The sequence below is a fragment of the Aquisalimonas sp. APHAB1-3 genome (assembly GCF_048323695.1).
Lineage (GTDB): Bacteria > Pseudomonadota > Gammaproteobacteria > Nitrococcales > Aquisalimonadaceae > Aquisalimonas.
The window spans coordinates 15,942-34,160 of the sequence record NZ_JBLWFT010000021.1 but is presented as its reverse complement, the minus strand read 5'-3'; the positions used below and the strand labels follow the sequence as shown (position 1 = coordinate 34,160).

At 65.1% G+C, this 18,219-nt stretch carries 21 protein-coding genes, 1 tRNA gene and 1 pseudogene; 12 read left to right on the top strand and 11 right to left on the bottom strand.

Features of this window, described 5'->3' with window-relative positions; translation table 11 throughout:
- A pseudogene (locus ACNSTU_RS17145) lies at positions 1-301 on the top strand (hypothetical protein); the annotation flags it as partial.
- 80 nt (positions 302-381) lie between these two features.
- On the opposite strand, the gene ACNSTU_RS17140 reads toward ACNSTU_RS17145, so the two are convergent.
- From ACNSTU_RS17140 to ACNSTU_RS17120, 5 genes are all read right to left on the bottom strand, one after another.
- Positions 382-819 carry a DUF411 domain-containing protein gene (locus tag ACNSTU_RS17140; protein WP_418212767.1) on the bottom strand — a complete coding sequence of 146 codons (438 nt, stop codon included), beginning with the start codon at positions 817-819 and terminating at the stop codon, positions 382-384.
- Positions 820-848: 29 nt separating this feature from the next.
- Entirely contained in the window at positions 849-3,140 is a 2,292-nt protein-coding gene (locus tag ACNSTU_RS17135) for a heavy metal translocating P-type ATPase (protein ID WP_418212766.1), read from the bottom strand.
- Positions 3,141-3,264: 124 nt separating this feature from the next.
- Complete coding sequence (locus tag ACNSTU_RS17130) at positions 3,265-3,858, bottom strand: Spy/CpxP family protein refolding chaperone (RefSeq protein WP_290631707.1); 594 nt, start codon at positions 3,856-3,858, stop codon at positions 3,265-3,267.
- A 57-nt stretch (positions 3,859-3,915) separates the two neighbouring features.
- Positions 3,916-4,173: an SHOCT domain-containing protein gene (locus ACNSTU_RS17125; protein WP_290631709.1), complete on the bottom strand. Its 258-nt coding sequence runs from the start codon at positions 4,171-4,173 to the stop codon at positions 3,916-3,918.
- Between the two features lie 66 nt (positions 4,174-4,239).
- Positions 4,240-4,659, bottom strand: a complete 420-nt coding sequence (locus ACNSTU_RS17120) for a hypothetical protein (protein ID WP_290631711.1) — start codon at positions 4,657-4,659, stop codon at positions 4,240-4,242.
- 145 nt (positions 4,660-4,804) lie between these two features.
- Between ACNSTU_RS17120 and ACNSTU_RS17115 the strand changes: the two genes are divergently transcribed.
- From ACNSTU_RS17115 to ACNSTU_RS17090, 6 genes are all read left to right on the top strand, one after another.
- Positions 4,805-5,134, top strand: coding sequence for a DUF2946 family protein (locus tag ACNSTU_RS17115; protein WP_366213434.1), 330 nt, complete (start codon positions 4,805-4,807; stop codon positions 5,132-5,134).
- 69 nt (positions 5,135-5,203) lie between these two features.
- The gene (locus ACNSTU_RS17110) at positions 5,204-6,490 is read left to right on the top strand and encodes a multicopper oxidase family protein (protein ID WP_290631713.1); all 1,287 of its coding nucleotides are present in this window, start codon (positions 5,204-5,206) and stop codon (positions 6,488-6,490) included.
- A gap of 11 nt (positions 6,491-6,501) precedes the next feature.
- Positions 6,502-7,725, top strand: a complete 1,224-nt coding sequence (locus ACNSTU_RS17105; RefSeq protein ID WP_290631716.1) for a hypothetical protein — start codon at positions 6,502-6,504, stop codon at positions 7,723-7,725.
- 2 nt (positions 7,726-7,727) lie between these two features.
- Positions 7,728-8,273 carry a hypothetical protein gene (locus tag ACNSTU_RS17100; RefSeq protein ID WP_418212765.1) on the top strand — a complete coding sequence of 182 codons (546 nt, stop codon included), beginning with the start codon at positions 7,728-7,730 and terminating at the stop codon, positions 8,271-8,273.
- A 53-nt stretch (positions 8,274-8,326) separates the two neighbouring features.
- Positions 8,327-8,866, top strand: coding sequence for a DUF2231 domain-containing protein (locus ACNSTU_RS17095; RefSeq protein ID WP_418212764.1), 540 nt, complete (start codon positions 8,327-8,329; stop codon positions 8,864-8,866).
- Between the two features lie 76 nt (positions 8,867-8,942).
- Positions 8,943-9,149, top strand: coding sequence for a hypothetical protein (locus ACNSTU_RS17090; RefSeq protein WP_290632288.1), 207 nt, complete (start codon positions 8,943-8,945; stop codon positions 9,147-9,149).
- An 18-nt stretch (positions 9,150-9,167) separates the two neighbouring features.
- Here ACNSTU_RS17090 and ACNSTU_RS17085 read toward each other — a convergent pair whose 3' ends face one another.
- The 5 genes from ACNSTU_RS17085 to ispB all read right to left on the bottom strand — a co-directional run bounded on the left by ACNSTU_RS17085 (position 9,168) and on the right by ispB (position 12,987).
- On the bottom strand, positions 9,168-9,692 hold the full coding sequence (locus ACNSTU_RS17085; protein ID WP_290632290.1) for a hypothetical protein: 525 nt from the start codon (positions 9,690-9,692) through the stop codon (positions 9,168-9,170).
- A gap of 133 nt (positions 9,693-9,825) precedes the next feature.
- A complete protein-coding gene (locus ACNSTU_RS17080; protein WP_290632292.1) occupies positions 9,826-10,479 on the bottom strand; it encodes a PEP-CTERM sorting domain-containing protein in 654 nt (217 codons plus the stop codon).
- A gap of 357 nt (positions 10,480-10,836) precedes the next feature.
- Positions 10,837-11,658 carry an alpha/beta fold hydrolase gene (locus ACNSTU_RS17075; protein WP_290632294.1) on the bottom strand — a complete coding sequence of 274 codons (822 nt, stop codon included), beginning with the start codon at positions 11,656-11,658 and terminating at the stop codon, positions 10,837-10,839.
- 264 nt (positions 11,659-11,922) lie between these two features.
- A tRNA-Pro gene (locus ACNSTU_RS17070) sits at positions 11,923-11,999 on the bottom strand.
- A 19-nt stretch (positions 12,000-12,018) separates the two neighbouring features.
- A complete protein-coding gene (ispB, locus tag ACNSTU_RS17065; protein ID WP_290633885.1) occupies positions 12,019-12,987 on the bottom strand; it encodes an octaprenyl diphosphate synthase in 969 nt (322 codons plus the stop codon).
- 214 nt (positions 12,988-13,201) lie between these two features.
- Here ispB and rplU point away from each other — a divergent pair, with 214 nt between their 5' ends.
- The 4 genes from rplU (at position 13,202) to proB (ending at position 16,068) form a co-directional block, all read left to right on the top strand.
- Positions 13,202-13,516 carry a 50S ribosomal protein L21 gene (rplU, locus tag ACNSTU_RS17060; RefSeq protein WP_290633883.1) on the top strand — a complete coding sequence of 105 codons (315 nt, stop codon included), beginning with the start codon at positions 13,202-13,204 and terminating at the stop codon, positions 13,514-13,516.
- 16 nt (positions 13,517-13,532) lie between these two features.
- The gene (gene rpmA, locus ACNSTU_RS17055) at positions 13,533-13,790 is read left to right on the top strand and encodes a 50S ribosomal protein L27 (RefSeq protein ID WP_290633881.1); all 258 of its coding nucleotides are present in this window, start codon (positions 13,533-13,535) and stop codon (positions 13,788-13,790) included.
- Between the two features lie 119 nt (positions 13,791-13,909).
- Complete coding sequence (gene cgtA / locus ACNSTU_RS17050) at positions 13,910-14,947, top strand: Obg family GTPase CgtA (RefSeq protein WP_290633879.1); 1,038 nt, start codon at positions 13,910-13,912, stop codon at positions 14,945-14,947.
- A complete protein-coding gene (proB, locus tag ACNSTU_RS17045) occupies positions 14,944-16,068 on the top strand; it encodes a glutamate 5-kinase (protein ID WP_290633877.1) in 1,125 nt (374 codons plus the stop codon). Before cgtA ends, proB begins: the two co-directional genes overlap by 4 nt.
- Positions 16,069-16,137: 69 nt before the next feature.
- Here the strand turns inward: proB and rpsT are convergent, their stop codons facing one another.
- Positions 16,138-16,401, bottom strand: coding sequence for a 30S ribosomal protein S20 (rpsT, locus tag ACNSTU_RS17040; protein WP_091641279.1), 264 nt, complete (start codon positions 16,399-16,401; stop codon positions 16,138-16,140).
- Between the two features lie 233 nt (positions 16,402-16,634).
- Between rpsT and murJ the strand changes: the two genes are divergently transcribed.
- Positions 16,635-18,179: a murein biosynthesis integral membrane protein MurJ gene (murJ, locus tag ACNSTU_RS17035; RefSeq protein WP_290633873.1), complete on the top strand. Its 1,545-nt coding sequence runs from the start codon at positions 16,635-16,637 to the stop codon at positions 18,177-18,179.
- The last annotated feature ends 40 nt before the right edge of the window (positions 18,180-18,219 follow it).

The window sequence follows — 18,219 nt, the reverse complement described above, 5'->3', positions numbered from 1 at the left end:
AAATGGCCCAACCAGCGGGCGCGTACTGGGGATAACCACATACTCCAAGCCTCCCATGCATCTGGAAGGCTCAGTGTCCCGGAACCACAATCCGCTCAACAGATGGGGTTCGTGGAGCGCTTACGAATTGCGCGACAAGTATGCCAACGACGTTGAAGCGCTGGCCGTGCTCGACCAACTCGCCGAGGAGCCCGAGATCCATCGCCGCTATTCTGGCTTCTACGCCTATGAGTTTTTCGTAGCGCGCCGCCCCTTCACCGACACGGCTCGAGATGAAAGAAGCGCCCGGCAACGCGCCTGACCGGCCCCATGTCGTGGGCCTCCCAGAGTGCGGTCGGCCTGTCGGCGCGAATGGTCAGGCGGGCCGGGGGTCTGAACACGTCAGAACCGCCCGTACACCTCCGGGTCGTCAGCGTCTGCGGTGATGCGGTAGACGGTGAACGGCTCATCCTGCTCGCCGGGCATGCCGGGTGAGCCCGAGGGCATTCCGGGCAGGGTGATGCCGCGGATCATCGGCCGCTCCTCGAGCAGTTGTTCGATGGCTTCCACGGGCATGTGGCCGACCACCGTGTAGGGGCCGACTTCCGTGGTATGGCAGCTCGCCATGGTCCGGTCGATACCCGCCTCCTGGAAGATCGGGTTCATGCTGTCGTGATCGACCACGTCCACATCGAAACCATTGGCTTGCAGGTATTCAACGTAGAAATCGCAGCAACCACAGGTGGGGGTCTTGTGCACCGTGGCCGTGGTCGCCAGGGCGGCGCCGGGCACCATCAGGGCCGCGGCCAGGGTCACGCGTCGCAGGGTGAGTTGGTTCATGGCTGTGTCCTCATGGTGTGGTAATTGATTCAGGAGACCTTGCCGCCGAGCCGTGCGCGCTTGAGCAGCACCGAGTTGCCGATCACGGAGAGCGAGCTCGCTGTCATGGCGATGACGCCGATCATTGGATGCAGCAGGCCCATGGCGGCGATGGGGATGGCGGCGACGTTGTAGCCCCAGGCCCAGAACATGTTCTGCACGATTTTGCGGAAGGTCAGCCGCGAGAGCTCAACGGCTTCGACGACCTTGGTGAGCTCACCGCTGACCAGCGTGACGTCGGCGGCCTCGATGGCGACATCCGCGCCGGCGCCGATGGCGATGCCGACATTGGCCTGTTTCAGCGCCGGGGCGTCGTTGATGCCGTCACCGACCATGGCCACGTGCTCGCCGTAGCGCTGCTGGAGCTCGCGGATGGCGTCCACCTTGCCTTCGGGCAGCACGCCGGCGTGGACTTCATCGAGCCCCACCTCCCGGGCCACGGCCTGGGCGGTGCGCTCGTTGTCGCCGGTAACCATGACGCAGGCGATCCCGAGGCGGTGGAGTTCCGCGATGGCCGCCGCGGAGTCCTCCTTGATGGTGTCGGCCACCGCCACGATGCCGGCGGGCCGGTCACCGATGGCCACCAGCATGGCCGTCTTGCCTCCGCGCTCGAGTTCGGTGAGCTGCTCTTCCAGTGCAGTGACATCCATGCCGTGTTCGGTGAGCAGCCGGCGGCTGCCCACGAATACGCGCTCGCCGTCGAGCTGCGCCTCCACGCCGCGGGCGGTGTGGGACTGGAACCCGGTGACCTTGCCTACCTCCAGGCCGCGCTCCCTGGCACCCTGAACGATGGCATCGGCCAGCGGGTGGGCGGAGCCGGCTTCCACGGCCGCAGCCGCCGCCAGTACCTGCTCCTCCGTGAAGCCCTCGGCGGGCCGGGCATCGGTCAGGGCCGGCTCGCCGCGGGTGATGGTGCCGGTCTTGTCCAGCACGATGGCCTTGATGTCCTTGAGGCTCTGGATGGCCGCGCCGGAGCGGATCAGCACGCCGCGCTCGGCACCCATGCCCGAGCCCACCATCAGAGCGGTGGGTGTGGCTAACCCAAGGGCGCAGGGACAGGCGATGACCAGCACCGCGATGGCGGCGAGGATCGCCAGAATGATCGGTGGCTGGGCGGCGTCCACCCAGGGCAGGAAGCCTTCGCCCCAGAGCAGGATGGGCTCAAGCGCGCCGCTGAAGGTGAGCCAGACGAGGAAGGACAGCGCCGCGATGACCAGCACCGCCGGCACGAACCGGGCAGTGATCCGGTCCGCGAGCTCCTGCACCGGCACCCGCGAGCCCTGTGCCTCCTCCACCAGCCGGATCACCTGCGACAGGAAGGTGTCCTTACCCACTCGGGTGGCACGGACCTTCAACAGCCCCTGCTGGTTGATGGTGGCACCGAGCACTGCAGCGCCCACACCCTTCTCCACGGGCACGGACTCACCGGTGGCGATGGACTCGTCCACGGTGCTCTCGCCCTCGACCACCTCGCCGTCGGTGGGCACCTTCTCGCCGGGGCGCACGATCATCACGTCACCGGCGCGCAGCTCCTTCACCGGGACCTCCACCTCCTGGCCGTCGCGCTCCACCCGGGCGGTCTTCGCGCCCATGTCCAGCAGCTTGCGGATGGCCGACGAGGCCTGGCCCTTGGCGCGGTGCTCCAGATAGCGCCCGAGCATGTGGAAGGCCATGATGGTGGCCGCCATCTCCATGAACGAGGTCATGGGGTAGACGAAGCCCCCCAGACCGATGAAATAGGGCGGCAGACTGCCCATGGAGATGAGCACGTCCATGTTCAGGTGCCCGGACTTGAGCGACCGCCACGCCGAGCGGTGGGTGGCCGCGCCACCGGCGAGGAAGACCACCGGGAACGCCAGCACGGCGATGATGGCGAGATACCCCGGGATCGGCTGCCAGAACATGTGGGGCATCATCAGCCCCATGATCGCCGCGGTGGGGATCATGGCGATCCACAGCCGCCGCCAGGCCTGCTTGACGTAGGCCTCGTCGATGGCGGCGTCGTCGGCATGCTCGTCCTCGCCTTCGGTCTCGACGGCGGCGACATCGTAGCCGGCGCCTTCGACGGCGGCGCGCAGCCCATCGGAATCGGCAGTGCTGGTGTTGTAGCGCACGCTCACCCGGTGATTCGCGATGTTGGTGCTCACCGACTCCACGCCATCCAGGCGCTCCAGCGCGGCCCGGACGATCCCGGCGCAGTGGTCCGATCCCATGCCCGGAACGACAAGGAAGCCCTCGGCGGTGTTGTTCTGGCTATCGAGCGGTGGGGCGTGTTCAGTCATAGATGCGTTGTCCTGTGGCTGGTATGACACCAAACCCGTGTAGGAGCGGCTTCAGCCGCGACCATGTGCCATGCCCATGGGCCGGAACGGTCGCGGCTAAAGCCGCTCCTACGTGGCCGGCCGGTTACGAACCGCCGCCGTGGTGGCGTCGATGGTAACCGTCATCACCACGCTCGCCGCCCATGCCGCCGCGCTGCTGCTGCATGCGCTCGCGCATCTGCTCCCGCTGCTCGTCGGTGAGCATGTCCTGCATGTCGTTCTGCAGGCGGATGCGGTCGGCCATCATGTCGCCGTGGAGATCGGCCATGCGGCCGTGGAGCTCGCGCACGGCATCCGGATCGGGCCGGTCGCCGTGCATGAGGGCGTGCATTTCCTCGCGCAGGTCCATCATCTCCGCCATGCGGCCGAACTGCTGATGGCGGTGTTCGCTGCGGCGCTCACGCAGTTGCTCGCGCTGGTCATCATCCAGCTCCAGCCCCTGCATCATGCCCATGCCTCCCTGGCCACCGCCGTGCATGCCTCCGCGCATCATGCCCTGCATGCCGCCGGAGCCACCGCCCATCATCGGGCAGTCGTGCATCATGCCGCCCTGGCCGCTGCCGTGCATGCCACCGCCCATCATGCCCTGCATGCCCTGGGCGCCGACGATTCCAACCGTGCTGGCCCCAACAATGAGGGCCAGGCCCAGTGCTGCCTTGTAACCGCGATGCATTGTCATTTCGGAACCTCCTGAAGCCTGTGCTTCAACGTCGTGTGCGGACACCATGCGGCGTCCTCAAGTCTTGGGGTTGGGGTAATCCAGCAGCTCCTGCTGGCGCCTTAGAAACTCATCCCGGTCGATCTCGCCGCGGGTGTACTGGTGTGCCAGAGCCTGCAGCGGCTCGTTGCCGTTGCTCTGTGCCTCGCCGAGCAGGGCGTTGAGCACGAGATAAGCCCCGGCAAGGATCAGTGTGAAGACGGCAATTATGAAGATCACCATCAGTGAGTGTCCGAGCCAGAAGCCCGCACCGGTGTCATGAATCATTGAGTGCATGGTGTTCAACCTCCCGAACAGGGAAAACGGGCGCCGCATGGCGCAGCGTCACAGGAGGCGAAAGGATCAGACCCGCAGGCGCAGGGTCCGCAGGTAAACGGGGAAGGCAGGTCGGAGATGGTCAGCCGGGATGACGAAGGGCGCGTCTTTCCCGGTGGCAAGGCGAGCCTGCGGCATCTCAGGGCCGGGGATCGCGGCGACGCTGTCGGCCGGGGTCGGCAGTTCGGCTTCGCGGTTGTCAGTGACCAGGGCCGATACCGCGGCGTGGTGCCCGGCATGGTGGCAGACCGGCGTGTCTGACGGATGGTGCGTGTGCCCGCCCGTTTCGTGCTGGGTGACACTTGCTCCGGGGAAGTGTACCGGTTCCGGGCTGGCGAGGGCGACCGTGACCGGCAGCAGCACCAGCAGAATGAGCAACAGCAACCGCCAGGAGCGTACGGGCGGCGCTTTCTGCTCGGTGGGGCTATTGCGCTGCTGCGTCTGCATCGGTCGCGTCCGTCAAGATCCGGAAGTTCACGGCAGCAGGATAGCAACGTGAGCAATCGGGGAATTGATCAGGGTCAAGGCATTGGCACGTTGGTGACCCTTCGGCATTTGCCTGGACTCGATCTAAAGCGTACCTTGTAACGCTATGCATCGCGCCCGCTGGATCGTCATTACTGTCCTGATCCTGCAACTGCTCCTCGGAGGGGCGGTGCATGCGCATGCGCCCGATCTGCACGGTGCGCACGGGCACGCGGCCGAGTCGGCCCACGCGGATCATGAGCATGAGGGCAGTACCCACGATCACCACGACCACGCGGGCCAGTGTGGGCTCTGCGGGTCCTGCCTGGCAGCGGCACCTGCCGGCTCTGTCAGCCCCGAGTTCAGCCCTCCGGGTGAGCACTTTGCCGGCGATCTGCCCGGCCATCCCCACCATCGCAACGACACCCTTCTGAGACCTCCCAGACACCTCGTTTGAACGTGTGCTTGGCCGCACGGGCAGCTGCCCTGCGGTCCACTTCTCGATTCGTTCCAACGAGGTGACAACATGTCCAGCAATCACGACGACCGGCATGACGATGCCGGCGGGGCGGCGACCGATCCCGTTCGTCGCCGCTTTCTGAAGACCGCGGGCGCCCTGGCTGGCGGCGCCGTGGCCGCCGCACCCTTCGCCGCCTCCGGGCGCTCGCCGGAGGATTTCGGCGTCGCGCCACGGCACCTGCACGAGCCGGGCAAGGGCTCCATGATGTTCATGGAGGACCATGCCCACGAACATGATCGTCATATCCTCCCCGGGGCGCCCGATGACGTGGACTACCGGGTGTTCGACATGACGTTCGACCTGATCGAGCACGAACTCCTCCCCGGGGTGAAGTTTCCGGCGTTTGCCTTCAACGAGCAGGTGCCCGGGCCGGTGTTCCGGGTGCAGGAGAACGACTGGATCGAGGTGAACGTCACCAACAACACCGAGGAGATGCACACCATCCACTGGCACGGGGTGGATCTCATCTACACCATGGATGGCGTGCCCATGATGTCCCACGACCCGGTGCACCCGGGGGAGACATTCACCTACCGCTTCCAGGCCCGCCCCCACGGCACGCGCTTCTACCACTGCCACTGGGGTACGCCGCTGCACATGATGTCCGCCCTGCACGGGGCGTTCATCATCGACTCCCCCAATGACCCCATCCGCGAGCAGTTCCCCTACGAGCGGGACTACGTGCTGATGCTGGAGAGCTTCGATCTCGAATTCACCCGGGAGCACATCAACGAGGTGCTCGAAGGCATGGGGCAGGTCAACAAGCTCATGCGCGACGGGCGGCTGTCGGCGGCCACCCACGGCTTCTTCAAGCGCTACGACGACTTCGTCAAGGCCATCGAGGAGGGCTGGCGGCCGCCGTACACACGCGGCAACGCGCCCGGCGGCACCATCACGCCCAACTTCTTCGCCATCAACGGCAAGTCCTACCCCTCCACGGTGGGGGAGCACGGCCACCTGCGCATTCGCCAGGGGGAGTACATCCGCATCCGGCTCATCAATGGCGGGATCTCGGACCACCACATGCACCTGCACGGGCACCAGTTCTGGAAAGTGGCCGAGGACGGCAACCCGCTGCCGTATCCCATCAAACTTAACACGGTGCCGGTGACGCCGGGCAAGACCGTGGACATCATCGTCTACGGCGACAACCCGGGGTTCTGGGATTTCCACGACCACAAGGAGATCCACAGCCGCAACAACGGCATCTACCCGGGGGGCATGATCACCATGCTCGAGTACGAGGATATGGGCGATCCGCCCTACGTGCCGTCCACCACCATCAACCAGTGAGGAGGTGCCGCATGAAACAGCATGCCCTGATGATGACCGGCGCGCTCCTCACGGTGGCGTTGCCGGCCAGTGCGTTCGAGATCGACCCGCACGTGCCGCCGGAGATCGTGATCGGCGGGCGTGGCCTGGCCACCGTGGATTTCGAGCAGCTCCAGCGTGTGGACGAAGGCGCCACCTCCGAGGAAGGCGTCAACATCGATGACTCCAGCCTGCTGCTCGGTTTCGCCAAGCACCTGCACGACGACAACTACTACGGTTTCGGCGCGTTCGGCTTCAAGGCCCTGGGCGATACCGAAATGAACGAGAGTGTCTTCCTGCACCAGGCCTACGCCGGCGTGGGCGGACGTCAGTGGGAGGCGCGTGCCGGGCGTACCGGGTTGCCCAACAGTCTGGTGCGCTTCCCCACGGTGCGGGATGACGATCTGCTCGCCTATACCCACGTGCCCAACGCCCGCCTGGACGGTGACAGCGACACGCTCAACCTCTACGGCGAGCAGGTGGCGGCCGACTGGTGGTTCACGCCGTATGTCGGTGTCACCGCCGCCGCGCTGGCGCGGCCTGAGGGCGAGCCCGACAACCCGCGCTACGGCAGCTTCAACAGCGGCTCGCTGGGCTTGCACTACCGGGTGCCGGAAACCATGGATACCGACCGGGGACTGACCTTCGCGGGCCTGTCCGTGGACGTGCAGCCGTTCGATGAGTCGGATGACCCCGACCTCGACGATGGCGATCTGGTCACGGTCCAGCTCGGGGCGGGGTTCAACATCAGCGGCCACCCGGAGCGGCTCCTGCACCTGGACACCCAGCTCATGTGGAGCCAGGGCGAGGAATACGATTCGCTCGAGAGTGGCCTCCAGCGGGCGCGCAGCGATGCCACGTCCGCCGTGGCCTCCCTGCGCTATCGTCACCGACCCTACCTGCAGCAGCGCTGGCAGGCGGCGCTGACCGTGGCAGGGCAGGACTACGGTGATTTCGACAATGCCCGCCGCTACGCAGTGGCTCCCAGCTTCGCCTGGCGCCTTGGCAACGGCATCGACGCGGTTGCCCAGGTGGCCCACGAGCGCTACGAGGGTGACCTGCGTCGCGGCGTTGGCCTTGAGCACGAAACCACGGTGCAGTTCGGCGTCAGCATGCAGTTCGACCACACCTTCAACCAGTCGGTCGGTCGGCGCGACGACATCATCCACCTGGAGCACGACATGCTGCTGCCGGGTCCGAGTTTCGGAGGACACTGACCATGAACCGGAATCTATTGACAACACTGCTGTTCGCCCTGGCCCTGGCGGCCTCACCGCTGGCCTTGGCGGAGAACGACCACGGGGACCACGGCGATCACGGCGATCACGGCGATCACGGGGACCACGGGGACCACGGGGACCACGGCGACCACGGCGACCACGGCGACCACGGCGACCACGGCGACCACGGAGACCTCGGAGACCACGGAGACCACCGCGATCATCATCACGACGACCATGATGATCACGCCCATGATCACGGCGCCGAGGAAGGCGAGGGCGCCTGGTCCTATCTGGAGCGTGACAACCCGGAGCCCTATGCTGCGGATGAACGCCACGAAATGCTGCCGGTCCCACAATTTGGTCACATGTACGTTCAGGCCGACCGCGTGGGTGCGGACACCCGCTGTGATGCTTTGCTGGAGACGTCACACGTGATGGTGGACCGGCAGACCCGGGAATCCTGTGGCGAGACCGTGGAAGCCGACCGTGATGATCACGACGATCATGATGACCACGGCGACCACGACCATCACGATCACTGAGGCGCCCGTCAGCCCGGCCGCCCCTCGGGGTGGCCGGGCCCAAGGAGGAAGCAATGCTGCAGTCACTGCCCAACTGGCACCCGATTTTCGTTCACTTCACGGTGGCGCTGTTCTTCGTCGCCGTGCTGCTCTACATCGTTGCCCATTTCAGCCCGCCCGGGGCGTTCGGCCGTACGGTCCGCATTGCTGCGCGGGTCAATCTCGCCGTGGGCGTTCTGTTCACCATCGGGACGCTGCTCAGCGGCTGGTACGCCTACAACACCGTGCCCCACGACGCGGCCTCCCACGCCGTCATGACCACCCATCGCAACTGGGCACTGATCGCGTCGGCCGCGTTCGGGCTGCTGGCCATCTGGGCGGTGCGCTACTGGCTCCGGAACCAGCGCGAGGGCGGTGCGTTCGTCCTGGCGGCCGCCATCGCCGCCGCACCGTTGATCGTTGCCGGGCATTACGGCGGTGAACTGGTCTACGGCCACGGCGTTGGCGTGCAGTCCCTGCCAGACACGGACGGGCACACACACAACGGTGATGACCACGGCCATGAGGACGATGCCGGTCACGGTGACGACGGCAACGGCGAGCACTCCCATTGAGGATGTCCGGATCGAGTATCATGGACCACACTGCCACTAATGCCATTGATGACCTTGCGTGCCGGGAGATGCAGCAATGACGATGCTCGAAGGAATGGTTGGACTCCACCTGGTCTGGATGCTGATCGTGGCGGCCATTGTCGTCGTCCCGTTCTGGCGGATCTGCCGCAAGGCGGGTTACCCGGGTGGCCTGAGCCTGTTGATCCTGATTCCTCTCGTGAATCTCGTCTTTCTCTATTTCCTGGCGTTTTCCCAGTGGCCGGCGCACCGCACGTTCAGGTGAGCGTGGCTCACACCGTGGTCATGTTCTGGGGAGCCAGCGATCGGCTTGACGCCGCAAGCTGTCGTCGAGCAGGCCGACGATTCGTTCCATGCCCTCCATGAACTCTTTCTGTTTTGCTGCCTTCTTTCCGAAGGCGGAAGGCGTAAACGGCTGGGTCGTCTCCAGGACGCCCGCGAGTTCGCGAACCAGGGCGGGATCAATCCATGCAGGCCACAGGTAGTGCTTCTCGTTTTTGCACAAGCGGTAGAGCCTGACCGATTTTGCCTGAACCTGCTTTGCAGCCTCCCATAGGGCGGGGTCCTCCCTTTGGATCTCGGACAGGGGCTTGTGCCACTGGTCGACCAGCTCCCCGAGCGAGAAAGCCAGGTAGCTCTCGCTGGCGACCTCTTCAGCCAGGTTTCTTACGTTCTCGACGTGTTCCATGCGCTGCTTGGCGAGCGCGGGTATGAAGATTTCTCTGCGACGAAGGAATAATCCAGCCGCCGCGAACCCGACACCGATGATGATCGCCAGGTGTGAGAGCGTCTCGATGGTCGCTGACATCCGCCTGGTGCTCCGTCAAAGCTGACCGGTGATCAAGCCGAGAATCCGGGGGAGGTCCGGTTGGCCCGAGCGGCGAATCGGAGCAAGCAGGAAGCCTCACCCTGGGGGAGGCTTCCATGCCGTCATCTGCTGTTCACACATTGTGTGAGCGGCGTCGAGCCGACCACGCCAGCCCTATCAACCCGAGGCCGAAGAGGGCGAGAACCCCCGGTTCGCTGATGTGAACCCCGTTGGCGCGGTAATAGACGCTGATATGCGAGATGTCCGTCTGCTCGACGCCCTGGCCCTGGTGCTCGAACGGCGGGAACGTAAAGGGCGTCTGATAGGTTCCGCCCGTGGCGTTGGTCTCGATCAGGTAGCCCACCAGATTGGTGAATGCGCCATCCTTGAAGATGAACATCAGCTCGCTGTTGTTATCCCAGAAATCGGGAAGTGCCAGGCTCCATTCTCCCCCGACTTCATCGCCATCGACGTCAATGAATGCGGACGGGTCATCCGGGTCGTTGAAAAGAGGGCCGCCACCCTGCGGGGCCTCCCACTTGCCATCGAACAGCCAGTCGTTGAAACCGAAGAACTGATTGTCGTTGATGACGCTGAGGCTGTCGTTGGTGTTGCCCCCAATCGGCTCCAGGATCTGGCACCCCGTACTCGGCGTGACACGATCCGAGATGTCCGGATCCAGCGTATTACAGTTGATCACACTGGCGCCGGCCTGGGCGCTCCAGAGCGTGAAACCGAGCACTGGCGCGGCGGCCAGAAGTGACAGTGATGTAGTCCTAACGTGCATGGCGATTCACCTGTGACGAGGCTTACCGGCTTGGGTCATGGACCGGTCCCGGTGCGCTGGGCGGGCGTTCGTCAGTCGTACGCCCTCAGGAGCCATGCTTAGCAATCAGCGTGCCAGTCTGAAACAATCGAGACCGATTGGCCGTGTTGGCTGCATCCAGCGACATCGCCTGCCTCATGGAGCCTGGAGTCGACAAGTAGGTGTAAGGCGGACTGACACGTGTGATGTTCCTCGAAGGGATGGGTTTCAGGTGGGCGGGTTCGGGCGACGTGTGTGGATGCGGTCTGCGGGCCGCGGCGTGGCCGTGGCCCGGGACAGCGCGAGTGTAAAGTAGACGGACTCGGAGTCTCCCTGTTCTTACGCCCTGCCGACCCACGCCGGGTGCGTGTCCTCCAGGGTGTCCGGAGCCGTGAGAAACCGGATGACTGCATCGGCGTATAGCGCCGGCGCCGTGTTCATGCCCTCGTGTGCCTGCCCGGGTAGCGGATCAACGCGGACGTCTTGCAGGGCGGTGGCCAGGCTGTCCGTGGCGAACAGACCCCGCGGGCTCTGCGTACCGATCTGGAGCAGTACGGGCGCAGATACTGCCCGCAAGTCGGCGGTCTGATACCGATACCTGCTCAAGGCGCGGATATCCTGCAGCGACGCTTCGGCGTCTGCGACGATGCTCGGCCAGAACGGGGATTCCCTGAGTTCCCGGAGCTCTTCTTCGGGAACGGACAGGCTGCCCCCGAAGAACGTTGCCGCGAAACCATCCCAGTCACCTGTGGTGGCGATGTCCTCCAGTTGTTGCAGTGTTGCCTGATCGTGGATGTCCGGTGACGGCGGTTCATACAGAACCAGCTTGCGTATCGCGTGCGGAATTCTCAGCGCGGCCGCCAGGGCGACATGAGCGCCATAAGAGTGTCCGAGCAGAAACACCGGCTCACCAATGGACCTGATCAGCGCCGCCACGTCCATGGCTTCGTCTTCAACGCCATGGCCGTGAGTCGCTGTGGTCTCGCCACGCCCGCGCCGTGCCAGCGTGTAGACGGTGAATTGTTGCTGCAGCAGGGGCCGGACCAGCTCCCAGTTGCTGACGTGATCGCTGAAGGAGCCATGGACAAGGACCAGCGGCGGCCCGAATCCGTAGGTTTCGAAAGAGACATCGATACACTGGGGCGAAGTGAGGCATTTCATGAGGCACCTCCGGGGCGGCGGCAGCCCGCGTCTCGCGGGTCGATCGGCGTGACATAAAAATAGAACGACCGTGCTATCTCTAATCTATAGATAGGACGGGCGTGCTATTTTGTCAAGAACGCTGCGTGCGGCCGAAGCGGTATTCCCGGGGGGCTGTTTCCTCAAACGAAAAAACCCTTCGCCTCCCAGACCTGCAAACGCCCTGCATAGGTCTGTGAAACGAAGGGTTTTCAGCCAACGACGTCGGGAAGTCGTTGATTTGTATGGTCGGGGTGGCAGGATTTGAACCTACGACCCCTGCCTCCCGAAGGCAGTGCTCTACCAGACTGAGCTACACCCCGATATTGTGTGGCCGGCGCGTCAGTACTCGCGCTCGACGCTGAACTTCGCCAGGGATTCCATCGACCGCCGGTAGGGCGACTCGGGCAGACACCCGAGGCTGGCGATGGCCTTGTCCACTGCCTGTTCAGCGAGGGCGCGAGTATAGGTGATCGCGCCGGTCGTTTCAATCGCTTCGAGAATCGCGTCGATATCGTCGCGCCCGCCCTGCTCGATTGCCTTGCGGATCACTGCCGCCTGCTCCGCCGAACCGTGTCGCATGGCGTGGATGAGCGGCATGGTCGGCTTGCCTTCTGCCAGGTCGTCGCCGATATTCTTGCCCGTGGCGTCGGCGTCGCCGGTGTAATCCAGTGCGTCGTCCACTAGCTGGAACGCGGTGCCGAGCTGGCGGCCGTACTCGGCCAGGCCCTGACACACCCGTTCAGGCTGATCGGCGAGCACGCCGCCCAGTTGCGCCGCCGCCTCGAACAGCGTGGCCGTCTTGCAGTAGATCACCCGGAGATAGTTCTCTTCGGTGGTGTCGGGCTCGTTGACGTTGAGCAACTGCATCACCTCGCCCTCGGCGATGGTGTTGGTGGTGCGCGCCATGATCTCCATGACCGGCATGCGGCCGACACCCACCATCATCTCGAACGCGCGCGAGTAGAGGAAGTCGCCGACCAGGACGCTGGCCTGGTTGCCCCAGAGCTCGTTGGCCGTTGCCTTGCCCCGGCGCCGGGATGATGAGTCCACGACGTCGTCGTGCAGCAGAGTGGCGGTGTGGATGAACTCCACGACAGCGGCCAACTCACGGTGAGCTTCACCTTCATAACCGCACGCGCGCGCGGAGAGCAGCACCTGGAGCGGGCGCAGACGCTTGCCCCCGCTGTTGATGATGTAGGCGCCAAGCTGGTTGATCAGGACCACATCCGAGCTCAACCGGTCCTGAATGAGCCGGTCGACCGCCGACATGTCCTCCGCGATCAGCGTACGGATATCGTCTATGGTCATGGGCGTCTGAGGGTGAGCTGCGTGGGCCATCCGGAGAGCCGGTCTCTTGAGGGCCGCCGGTTGGCGGCGTGTTAGCGGAGCATTACACTAGGTGTGGCCTTCTGGGGTGTCAAGTGACGGTTCAGTTTGACCTTGGCCTGCGCAGGCGCTATTATCTCGCGCCTTCTCACCGCATCTATGTAACGCGAATTCAGCGACGGAGAGTTAACGGACCATGTACGCCGTGATCAAAACCGGAGGCAAGCAGTACCGCGTCTCCGAAGGGGACATCCTGCGCGTCGAAAAGCTTGACGCCGAGCAGGGGGCATCCATCGAGTTCGACCAGGTGCTTCTCGTTTCCGACGGAAATGACGTGAAGATCGGTACCCCGGTGCTGGACGGCAGCAAGGTCAAGGCCGAGGTGACCGACGCCGGCAAGGGTGACAAGGTGCGGGTCGTCAAGTTCAAGCGCCGCCAGAACTACCGGCGCATGAAGGGGCATCGCCAGCCCTACACCGAAGTCAAGATTACCGGTATTTCCGCAGGCTGATTTCCAGGAGCAGCAAATGGCACATAAAAAGGCAGGCGGTAGCACGCGCAACGGTCGCGATTCCGAGTCGAAGCGCCTTGGCGTGAAGCGGTTTGGTGGCCAGGAAGTCGTGCCGGGTAACATCCTGGTGCGTCAGCGCGGCACCCATTTCCACGCCGGTGAAGGCGTTGGCCTTGGCCGCGACCACACCCTGTTCGCGAAAGCGGGCGGCAAGGTTGTGTTCGAGCGCAAGGGCCCGCGTAACCGCAAGTACGTGAGCGTTCGCAGCCACTGATTGCGATCACAATGCGACGCTCCGGAAAAACCCCGTCTTCGCACGGGGTTTTTTGTTGTCGGGTGTTCCCCGTTTGCGTTCATAATGCGGCAGTTGGCCAAGGCTGAGCGACGTCCCCCATGAAATTCCTCGATGAAGTCACCATCCACGTGGCCGCCGGCAACGGCGGCGATGGCTCCGCCAGTTTCCGGCGGGAGAAGTTCGTGCCCTTTGGCGGACCCGACGGCGGCGATGGTGGTGCCGGCGGCAGCGTCTGGCTGGAGGCCAACGAAGGGCTGAACACCCTGGCTGATTTCCGCCACCAGAAGCGCTTCCGCGCCGAGCGTGGCGAGAACGGCATGGGCAGCCAGCGGACCGGGCGCAGCGGTCAGGATGTGACCATTCAGGTGCCCATTGGCACCGTCATCCGCGTGCGCGAGACCGGCGAGCAGTTGGGCGACCTCACCGAGCACGGCCAGCGCCTGCTGGTTGCGAAAGGAGGGCGTGGTGGGCTGGGCAACCTCCATTTCAAGAGCTCTACCAACCGCGCGCCGCAGCAGACCACCTCCGGCAAACCGGGCGAGGACCGCCACCTCCAGCTCGAGCTGCAGGTGCTGGCCGACGTCGGTCTGCTGGGAATGCCGAACGCGGGCAAGTCCACCTTCATTCGCGCCGTGTCGGCCGCGAAACCCCGCGTCGCCGATTACCCGTTTACCACGCTGCACCCGAACCTGGGCGTGGTCAGCGTCGGCCCGGATCAGAGCTTCGTGGTCGCGGACATTCCGGGGCTCATTCGCGGTGCCTCCGAGGGCGCGGGGCTGGGCGTGCGCTTTCTCAAACACCTCAGTCGCACCCGGCTGCTCCTGCATCTCGTCGATGCCGCCCCGATGGATCCCCAGCAGGACCCCATCGACGATGCTGTCGGTGTGGCCGAGGAGCTGGCGCGGTTCAGCCCGACACTGGCGCGCACGGAGCGATGGCTGGTGCTGAACAAGCTGGATCTGCTGCCCGAGGACGAGCGCGAGGCCTGGAAGCAGGAGCTGGTCGAGGCCATGGGCTGGGAGGGGCCGGTGTATGCGATCTCCGGCCTGACCGGAGACGGGACGCGCGCCCTGTGCATGGATGTCATGGCGCGGCTGGAGCGGATGCGCGAGGAAGCAGACGAGGCTGGCGCATGAGTGAGCGACAGGAGACGGAGGCAATCCGCAAATGGGTCGTGAAGGTCGGCAGCGCGCTGGTGACCAACGACGGCCGTGGACTGGACGTCACACGGATTGCCGGCTGGGTCGACGAGCTGGTGGCCCTGCATCGGGCGGGTATCCAGGTCACCCTGGTGTCGTCCGGGGCCGTGGCGGAGGGGATGCAGCGCATGGGCTGGATGGCCCGGCCGCGCGAGCTCTACAAGCTTCAGGCCGCCGCCGCCGTGGGCCAGATGGGGCTGGTGCATACCTACGAGGCGGAGTTTCAGAAATACGGCCTGCACACCGCGCAGGTGCTGCTCACCCACGACGACCTCAGCGACCGGCAGCGCTATCTCAACGCCCGGACGACCCTCCGTACGCTGCTGGAGCTTGGCGTGGTGCCGGTGGTGAACGAGAACGACACGGTCGCCACGGACGAGTTCCGGTTCAGTGACAACGACACCCTTGCCGCGCTGGTCGCCAACCTCGTGGAGGCCGAGCAGCTTGTCATTCTCACGGACCAGGATGGCCTGTTCGAGAGCGATCCCCGGGAGAATCCCGGTGCCCGGCTCATTGCCGAGGGCGATGCCGGCGACCCGGAGCTGGAGCGGCTCTGTGGTGGCGGGGCAGGCCAGTACGGTCGTGGTGGCATGCTGAGCAAGGTGCGCGCCGCTGCACGTGCGGCACGTTCCGGCGCAGCCACGGTGATCGCCTCCGGGCGTGAAGCAGGGGTGCTGGAGCGCGTGCGACTGGGTGAGCCGGTGGGCACGTATCTGCGTCCGGCGCGGGAGCCGCTGGGGGCGCGCAAGCAGTGGCTGGCGAGCCAGATGACCGCCAGGGGGCGCCTCTGGCTGGACGCCGGCGCCGTGCGGGTGCTGCGCGAGTCCGGGAGCAGCCTGTTGCCTGTGGGCGTGACCGCGGTGGACGGGCGATTCTCACGCGGCGAGATCGTGGCCTGTCTGTCCCCGGAAGGGCGGGAGGTGGCGAGAGGCCTGGTGAACTACGACACCAATGAAGCGCGGCGCATCAAGGGCGCGCCCAGCGCGCAGATCGAGGAGCTGCTCGGCTATGTGGATGAGCCGGAGCTGATCCACCGCGACAACCTGGTTCTGACGTAGCCCGGCCACAAACACAAATACCGCCGAACCCCGGGGGGAACGGCGGCATCTGCAGCGTACGGAACAGGCTCAGCCCAGAGCGCGGATGTGCGCGTTCAGGCGGCTCTTGTGCCGTGCAGCCTTGTTCTTGTGGATGATGCCCTTGTTGGCCATCCGGTCGATCAGCGGCACGGCAGCCTGATAGGCGTCCTGCGCCTTCTGCTTGTCACCGGCCTTGATGGCCTTGATGACACTCTTGATCTTCGTGCGCATCATAGAGCGACGCGACTTGTTGTGCAGACGCCGGGCGTCGTTCTGGATGGCACGTTTCCGTGCTTGCGGCGAGTTAGCCAAGGTTTAAGCTCCTGACGATCTTCATCAAGTTCCGGAAAGGGCACGTAATATGCGGATTCCGGCGCGTTCTGTCAACCGGATTTCGCGCGCCTCCATGTCCACGGGCGGGGCTGCTATGATCGCGGGCTTTCGGCAGAGATCAATCCGCCCGCGGTGAAAGGAGGCATTGGCTTGACGAAGGCACGGATCACCAGCCGGCGCTGCCGGCGGGGGCGCGACGCGGGGAGGGCGTCGTGAGCCTGTTCCGCTCGACTGCGGTATTCGGCGGCCTGACCATGGTCTCCCGCGTGCTGGGCCTGGCCCGGGATGTGGTGATTGCCAATGTGTTTGGCTCGAGCGCGGCCACCGACGCCTTCTTTGTTGCCTTCAAGATCCCCAACTTCATGCGCCGGCTGTTCGCCGAGGGCGCTTTCTCCCAGGCGTTCGTGCCGGTGCTCTCGGAGTACCGCACCCAGCAGGACCAGGCGGCCGTGCGCACGCTTGTGGGCCGGGCTTCCGGCACGCTGCTGCTGATCCTGCTGGTGCTCACCATCGCCGCGGTGCTCGCCTCGGATTACCTGGTGATGCTGTTCGCGCCCGGGTTCATGGATGACCCGGAGAAGTTCGGCATGGCCGCCGACATGCTTCGGATCACGTTCCCGTATCTGTTGTTCATCTCGCTGGTGGCCTGCGCCCAGGGCGTGCTGAATACCTACGGCCGTTTCGGTCCGCCCGCGTTTGCGCCGGTGCTGCTGAACCTGGTGCTCATCGCCAGCGCCTGGTGGTGGACGGCGTGGTTCGACGAGCCCATCAAGGCGCTCGCCTGGGGCGTGTTCATCGCCGGCATTCTGCAGCTGCTGCTGATGCTGCCGTTTCTTCGCGCCGTGGGCATGCTGACGCTGCCGCGGCCGAGCTGGCGGGACTCCGGGGTGCGCCGGATCATGCGCCTCATGCTGCCGGCGATCTTCGGTTCCTCGGTGGCGCAGATCAATCTGCTGGTGGACACCATTCTCGCCTCGTTCCTGATCACCGGCAGTGTGAGCTGGCTGTACTACTCCGATCGCCTCATGGAGTTCCCGCTGGGCGTGTTTGGCGTCGCTCTGGGCACGGTTATCCTGCCACGCCTGTCCAGCGAGCACGCCGCACGCTCGCCGGAGCAGTTTTCCCGGACTCTGGACTGGGCCCTGCGCTGGGGCGTGCTCATCGCCACGCCGGCGACCGTGGGGCTGGCGGTGATGGCCGGCCCGATCCTGGCGACGCTATTCCAGCACGGGGCGTTTACCGCCGCCGATACACGGGCCGCCACTCTAAGCGTCATGGCCTACGCCATCGGGTTGCACGGGTTCATCCTCGTCAAGGTGCTCTCACCCGGGTTCTTCGCCCGCCAGGACATGACCACGCCGGTGAAGTACGCCGCGACCAGCATGGTCTGTAATATGGTGCTCAGCATTACGGCGGTCATGCTGCTCATCGACACCGAAGTGGGGCACGCGGCCTTGGCGCTTGCCACGGGCATTGCCGCCAGCCTCAATGCGGGCATGCTGTTCACGGGGTTGCGCCGGCGCGGGGTGTATCAGCCGGGTGCCGGCTGGGGACGGCTGCTGCTGCAGGTGGGCGTGGCCTCTGCGATCATGGGCGGCGTGCTGCTGTTCGGCATGGCCGACCTGCAGGCCTGGATCGACGGCACACTGCTGGAGCGGATCGGCGCACTGTTCGGCTGGCTGGCGCTCGGGGTGGCGCTGTATGGTGCAAGCCTGCTGCTGCTGGGGCTGCGGCCGCGGACCCTGCGGGAACCCTGATGATGAAGAACACCGCCGGCGCGTGTGACGGAACGGGAAT

What these genes read in the sequence shown, in the direction of transcription:
- ACNSTU_RS17140 (WP_418212767.1), bottom strand. Translation starts at nt 819, where the DNA reads ATGAACCAACTCACCCTGCGACGCGTGACCCTGGCCGCGGCCCTGATG.
- ACNSTU_RS17135 (WP_418212766.1), bottom strand. Translation starts at nt 3,140, where the DNA reads ATGACTGAACACGCCCCACCGCTCGATAGCCAGAACAACACCGCCGAG.
- ACNSTU_RS17130 (WP_290631707.1), bottom strand. Translation starts at nt 3,858, where the DNA reads ATGACAATGCATCGCGGTTACAAGGCAGCACTGGGCCTGGCCCTCATT.
- ACNSTU_RS17125 (WP_290631709.1), bottom strand. Translation starts at nt 4,173, where the DNA reads ATGCACTCAATGATTCATGACACCGGTGCGGGCTTCTGGCTCGGACAC.
- ACNSTU_RS17120 (WP_290631711.1), bottom strand. Translation starts at nt 4,659, where the DNA reads ATGCAGACGCAGCAGCGCAATAGCCCCACCGAGCAGAAAGCGCCGCCC.
- ACNSTU_RS17115 (WP_366213434.1), top strand. Translation starts at nt 4,805, where the DNA reads ATGCATCGCGCCCGCTGGATCGTCATTACTGTCCTGATCCTGCAACTG.
- ACNSTU_RS17110 (WP_290631713.1), top strand. Translation starts at nt 5,204, where the DNA reads ATGTCCAGCAATCACGACGACCGGCATGACGATGCCGGCGGGGCGGCG.
- ACNSTU_RS17105 (WP_290631716.1), top strand. Translation starts at nt 6,502, where the DNA reads ATGAAACAGCATGCCCTGATGATGACCGGCGCGCTCCTCACGGTGGCG.
- ACNSTU_RS17100 (WP_418212765.1), top strand. Translation starts at nt 7,728, where the DNA reads ATGAACCGGAATCTATTGACAACACTGCTGTTCGCCCTGGCCCTGGCG.
- ACNSTU_RS17095 (WP_418212764.1), top strand. Translation starts at nt 8,327, where the DNA reads ATGCTGCAGTCACTGCCCAACTGGCACCCGATTTTCGTTCACTTCACG.
- ACNSTU_RS17090 (WP_290632288.1), top strand. Translation starts at nt 8,943, where the DNA reads ATGACGATGCTCGAAGGAATGGTTGGACTCCACCTGGTCTGGATGCTG.
- ACNSTU_RS17085 (WP_290632290.1), bottom strand. Translation starts at nt 9,692, where the DNA reads ATGTCAGCGACCATCGAGACGCTCTCACACCTGGCGATCATCATCGGT.
- ACNSTU_RS17080 (WP_290632292.1), bottom strand. Translation starts at nt 10,479, where the DNA reads ATGCACGTTAGGACTACATCACTGTCACTTCTGGCCGCCGCGCCAGTG.
- ACNSTU_RS17075 (WP_290632294.1), bottom strand. Translation starts at nt 11,658, where the DNA reads ATGAAATGCCTCACTTCGCCCCAGTGTATCGATGTCTCTTTCGAAACC.
- ispB (WP_290633885.1), bottom strand. Translation starts at nt 12,987, where the DNA reads ATGACCATAGACGATATCCGTACGCTGATCGCGGAGGACATGTCGGCG.
- rplU (WP_290633883.1), top strand. Translation starts at nt 13,202, where the DNA reads ATGTACGCCGTGATCAAAACCGGAGGCAAGCAGTACCGCGTCTCCGAA.
- rpmA (WP_290633881.1), top strand. Translation starts at nt 13,533, where the DNA reads ATGGCACATAAAAAGGCAGGCGGTAGCACGCGCAACGGTCGCGATTCC.
- cgtA (WP_290633879.1), top strand. Translation starts at nt 13,910, where the DNA reads ATGAAATTCCTCGATGAAGTCACCATCCACGTGGCCGCCGGCAACGGC.
- proB (WP_290633877.1), top strand. Translation starts at nt 14,944, where the DNA reads ATGAGTGAGCGACAGGAGACGGAGGCAATCCGCAAATGGGTCGTGAAG.